At 72.1% G+C, this 4,368-nt stretch carries 5 protein-coding genes and 1 pseudogene; 4 read left to right on the forward strand and 2 right to left on the reverse strand.

What is annotated here, in order from left to right:
- A pseudogene (locus VNL12_RS07750) lies at nucleotides 1-308 on the reverse strand (proteasome protein); the annotation flags it as partial.
- Between the two features lie 215 nt (nucleotides 309-523).
- On the opposite strand from VNL12_RS07750, the gene VNL12_RS07755 reads away from it, so the two are divergent.
- The 3 genes from VNL12_RS07755 to VNL12_RS07765 all read left to right on the forward strand — a co-directional run bounded on the left by VNL12_RS07755 (nucleotide 524) and on the right by VNL12_RS07765 (nucleotide 2,825).
- The gene (locus VNL12_RS07755) at nucleotides 524-1,090 is read left to right on the forward strand and encodes an HD domain-containing protein (RefSeq protein ID WP_325593221.1); all 567 of its coding nucleotides are present in this window, start codon (nucleotides 524-526) and stop codon (nucleotides 1,088-1,090) included.
- Between the two features lie 81 nt (nucleotides 1,091-1,171).
- On the forward strand, nucleotides 1,172-2,251 hold the full coding sequence (locus tag VNL12_RS07760) for a PAS domain S-box protein (protein WP_325593223.1): 1,080 nt from the start codon (nucleotides 1,172-1,174) through the stop codon (nucleotides 2,249-2,251).
- Complete coding sequence (locus VNL12_RS07765) at nucleotides 2,142-2,825, forward strand: GGDEF domain-containing protein (RefSeq protein WP_325593225.1); 684 nt, start codon at nucleotides 2,142-2,144, stop codon at nucleotides 2,823-2,825. Before VNL12_RS07760 ends, VNL12_RS07765 begins: the two co-directional genes overlap by 110 nt.
- Before the next feature lie 36 nt (nucleotides 2,826-2,861).
- On the opposite strand, the gene rsgA is transcribed toward VNL12_RS07765, so the two are convergent.
- Nucleotides 2,862-3,902: a ribosome small subunit-dependent GTPase A gene (gene rsgA / locus VNL12_RS07770; RefSeq protein ID WP_414654866.1), complete on the reverse strand. Its 1,041-nt coding sequence runs from the start codon at nucleotides 3,900-3,902 to the stop codon at nucleotides 2,862-2,864.
- Between the two features lie 163 nt (nucleotides 3,903-4,065).
- Between rsgA and VNL12_RS07775 the strand changes: the two genes are divergently transcribed.
- Nucleotides 4,066-4,311 carry a FitA-like ribbon-helix-helix domain-containing protein gene (locus tag VNL12_RS07775; RefSeq protein WP_325593229.1) on the forward strand — a complete coding sequence of 82 codons (246 nt, stop codon included), beginning with the start codon at nucleotides 4,066-4,068 and terminating at the stop codon, nucleotides 4,309-4,311.
- Nucleotides 4,312-4,368: the final 57 nt, after the last annotated feature.

Consider the following 4,368-nt stretch of genomic DNA (forward strand, 5'->3'; position numbering starts at 1 on the left):
CCCGCGGTCTCCTCGCCGGGCACCCTCTCGATGAAGTTGTCGTAGTGGTGCCGGAGCACGGGCAGGACCCGCTCCTGGATCTCGCGCCCGACGTCTTCTCCCTCGAGGATCGCGCCCGACGAGGAGCTGAAGATCCGCTCGAGGTCGAGCAGGACGGAGCGGGCGCCGCTCCCGCCCCAGGCCGCCTGGTCGCCGAGCGCGTGGAGCTTCTGGGCCGGATAGCTCATGCCGCGGCTGGAGTCGGTGATCTGTGAGTCAGCGGCGATCACCAACCCGTCGGCGCACACGATGGAGAGGACGATGGTCAAGGGGTGCTCCTGGGCAGGCGTTCGGGCGGAAGCTCGGACGAGGGGGCAGGACTACCCCGACGAGCCACCGGGACACCCACCCAAAGGTCCTCGTTCGACCGGTGAGCACGAGCCTCGGGGGCGTCGGGGTGACCCCGGGCGTCTCCGGTCCTAGGCTGAGAGGCGCCTGCGGCATCGTCCCCGATCGCCGCTCGACCGATCGCTGGAGGCCTGCGATGACGACCACCGAGCTTACGCCCACCACCTTCACCCGCATGGACGAGTCCACCGCCGAGCAGTGGGCGGTGATCGGCGGGGAGACGCTGAAGAACCAGCCCCGCGTGGCCGAGCAGTTCCTCACCATGCTGCGCCAGCTGGGTGGCATCACCGACGGCTTCGCCACCGACCAGCTCACCCACTGCCTCCAGACCGCCACCCTCGCCGAGCGGGCCGGTGCCGACGACGAGATGGTCTTCGGCGCCCTGTGCCACGACATCGGCAAGGTCGTCAGCGTGTTCAACCACCCGGCCATCGCGGCGGAGATGATCAAGCCCTTCGTGCGCGACGACGTCTTCCGCGCCATCCTCCACCACCAGGACTTCCAGGGCCGCCACTACTACGAGCACTTCGGCAAGAGCCCCGACGAGCGCGACCAGCACGCAGGTCAGCCCTGGTACGACCTCGCCGCTCGGTTCGCGGATGAGTGGGACCAGATCGCCTTCGACCCGAGCTACGACACCCTCCCCCTCGAGCACTTCGAGCCGCTCGTCCGGCGCATGACCGAGATGCCCAAGAACTTCTGACCCCTCTCCATCGGAGCTTGACATCCGGTGTCGTGTGCTCACATCGGACCCGCGACAGGCGATGAGGGAAGGATGGACGGGGTGTCGGTCGCAGCAGGGGGGACGGAGCTGTCGAGACGGCGCGACGCGGCGGACCACCGGGCCCGCGTCGAGACTGAGCGGGGCATCCACCGCTACCGGACGTTGGCCCTCTTCGCAGGGGCGGCCCAGGGGCTGATCTACCCGGCCGACCGGGCCGTCATGGTGTGGGCCACGCTCGGCGCGCTGGCGGTCTCGGTGGTCGCCGCCCGGTGGGCCATGGCCCGCCACCCGGGCCCGACGGCGATTCGCCGGCTGGGTGCGCTGACCATGGGCTTCGACGTCATGCTCATCGCGCTGTTCCTTGCCAACGCATTGCGCGACCCGACCGATCCCATCCAGATGCTGCCGTTGTTCCTCGCCGCCGAGGGCGCCGTGCGGTGGGGAAGGATCGGGGGAATGGCCACCGGGGCCGCCGCCGGGGTGATGGCGGCGACCTGGTCGGTCGTGGTCCACGCTCGCCAGGACATCGTCCAGCCGCTGGCGTTCGTCACCTTCCGCGTCGTGGCCGTCGTCATCATCGGTTCGCTGCTCGGGTCGACGGTCAGCGCCGTGCGTCGCCAGCGGCGACTGGCCGACATGGTGTGCAACGCGTCGAGCGACCTGATCGTGAGCTTCGACCTCCACGGCACGGTGCGCACCGTCAACCCCGCGTGTGAGGCGATCCTCGGCTACACCCAGGACGAGCTGATCGGGACCGACCGGGCCGAGCTGGTCCTCGGCGAGGACAAGCCCGACGGCCCTCCGGACCTCGAGTCCCTGCGCCGCCTCGGGTCCCGCCACGTCGAGCTGCAGTTCACCCACAAGGCGGGCCACTCGGTGTGGCTGGAGCTCGACCTCCAGCCCGACCTGCAGGAGGGCTTCGTGTACGCCATCGGGCGCGACGTGAGCGCGCGCCGTCAGACCGAGGCGGGAGCTCCGCCACCGCGTCGACCACGACGCGCTCACCGGGGCCGCCAACCGGGCGCACCTGGTGGGGCGTCTGGCGCGCGAGCTGCGCGGGCCCCGGCGCATCTTCCTGCTCTTCGTCGACCTCGATGGGTTCAAGGCCGTCAACGACAACCACGGCCACCGGGCCGGTGACTGCGTGCTCGTCGAGGTCGTGGAGCGGATCCGGTCGATCGTCGGGGCCAACGACCTGGTGGTGCGCCTGGCGGGCGACGAGTTCTGCGTCCTGCTCGCCGCTCCGGTGGCCGACGACACGGCTCGCGATGTCGCGACAAGCATCGCGGACGCCTTGGCCGAGCCGTTCCACGTCGGTCACGCGGAGGTGCGGTTGACGGCCTCGGTGGGCCGGGCCGCCAGCACCCCGGCGGACCGTCCCGCCGACCTGTTGGAGCGAGCCGACCAGGCGATGTACGTGGCCAAGCGGATGAGGGTCCGTCCGGCGAGGCGGAGCACCGACGGCGCGCCACCGGGACGGTTCCCGGCCGACGCCGCGTCGTCCGGGAGCCCGCCGGGCGATGGTGCCGCCGGCACCGGTGGGGACGGTTCCGGTGGGCACGGTTCCGGTGGGGACGGCACCGGTGGGGACGGTTCCGGTGGGGACGGTTCCGGTGGGGACGGTTCCCGCCCCGAGGGCGAGCTCTCCGACGACCAGGCACCACCCGAGGTCGCGCCCGACCGCCGTGGGGTGGCGCCCGCACCACCGGTCTGAACGTTGCGGTCCGGTGCACGCGGACCCTCTCCGCCGTCAGGTGCGTCCCCGACGACGGGGGCCCTGCTTCGAGGCGGGGGGCGCCTCCGGTCGGCGCCACTTCTGTTCCTCGGCCCGACGTTCGGACGCCTCGACCTCCTCGCTGAAGGAGCGCCACGCGTCGAGACGATCTGGGTGCAGCTGGCCCCGGGCGACCGCCGCGGTCACCTCGCACCCGGGCTCGCCGCCGTGGGCGCAGTCCGAGAACCGGCAGTCTCCAGCGAGGGTCTCGATGTCGTCGAAGGTCGCGGCCACCGACTCGGCGTCGGTCCACAGCCCTATGGAGCGGATGCCGGGGGTGTCGATCAGCACCCCGCCCGACGCCAGCGGGTGCAGCTCGCGGGAGGTGGTGGTGTGTCGACCTTTGGCGTCGCCGGCGCGCACGGCGCCGACGACCGCCACGTCACCGTCGCTCAGCGCGTTGGCCAGGCTCGACTTTCCCGCGCCCGACTCGCCGATGAGCACCACGGTGTGGTCGGCCCCCAGGCGCCGGACCTCCTCGATGCCCTCGCCGGTCGCGGCGGAGGTGACGATGACCGTCACGCCCGGGTTGGCCCCGGCGACGGCCTTGGCGGTGGCCTCGGCGTCGTCGACGAGGTCGGCCTTGGTGAGCACGACCGCCGGCGCCGCACCGGCGTCCCAGGCAATGGCGGTGGCCCGCTGGATGCGGCCGTCCTTCACCGGGCGGTCGAGCCCGCACACGATGACGACCGTGTCGATGTTGGCGACGATGGGCTGCTCGACGTCGCGCATGGCGTCGCGACGGCGCAGCAGCGAGGTGCGCTCGAGGGTGGCGACGACGGACTCGTCGGTGCTGAGCACCCAGTCGCCGACGACCGGCACCGGGTCGACCGCGGGGAGCACCGACCGCTGCTCGACCCACTCGGCGGTGGCGACCAGCACCGCCACGCCGTCGTGGCGGATCACGCGACCCGGCACCGCGTCGTCGCGCCCCAGCTCCTCGGCCGCGGCGTCGGCGAGCGCCGCCCAACGGTCAGACCAGCCGAGGGCGACGAGGGGATCGGTCGGCGACGTGATGCGAGCAGTCTCCCACCGCTGCCCCTCGGCCGGTCACTTCATCCGGTGGGAGGCGCCGCCTCGGCGGCCGGTGACCGCCAACCCGGGCGAGCCCACGCACAGGGCGCACTCATGCTGGCATTGCATGCAGGGCTAGCACCCGAACCCCGTGGAGGACTCGACCATGGCCACGTTGACCATCAGGGCCTTCGACGACGAGTGGAAGAGGGCACTGCAGCGCCGCGCCGCCGAGCACGGCCGTTCCATGGAGGCCGAGGCCCGAGCCATTCTCGGTGAGGCACTGGACGACGGCCCGGTCGAGAGGGGGTTGGCGAGCCAGATCCGCCGACGGGTGGCCCGGACCTCGGGGGCCGAGCTCGACATCCCGGAGCGGAGCGACCGACCCCGTGCTGCGGATCTCGAGGCGTGATCGTCCTCGACACCAAGGCCTCACCGCGGACGATCTGCGGGCGACCTACTGGGCTCC

The sequence above is a fragment of the Iamia sp. genome (assembly GCF_035575815.1).
Lineage (GTDB): Bacteria > Actinomycetota > Acidimicrobiia > Acidimicrobiales > Iamiaceae > Iamia.

Bases quoted from the DNA above. Each gene is read 5' to 3' on its own strand.
- VNL12_RS07755 (WP_325593221.1), top strand. From the start codon at position 524: ATGACGACCACCGAGCTTACGCCCACCACCTTCACCCGCATGGACGAG.
- VNL12_RS07775 (WP_325593229.1), top strand. From the start codon at position 4,066: ATGGCCACGTTGACCATCAGGGCCTTCGACGACGAGTGGAAGAGGGCA.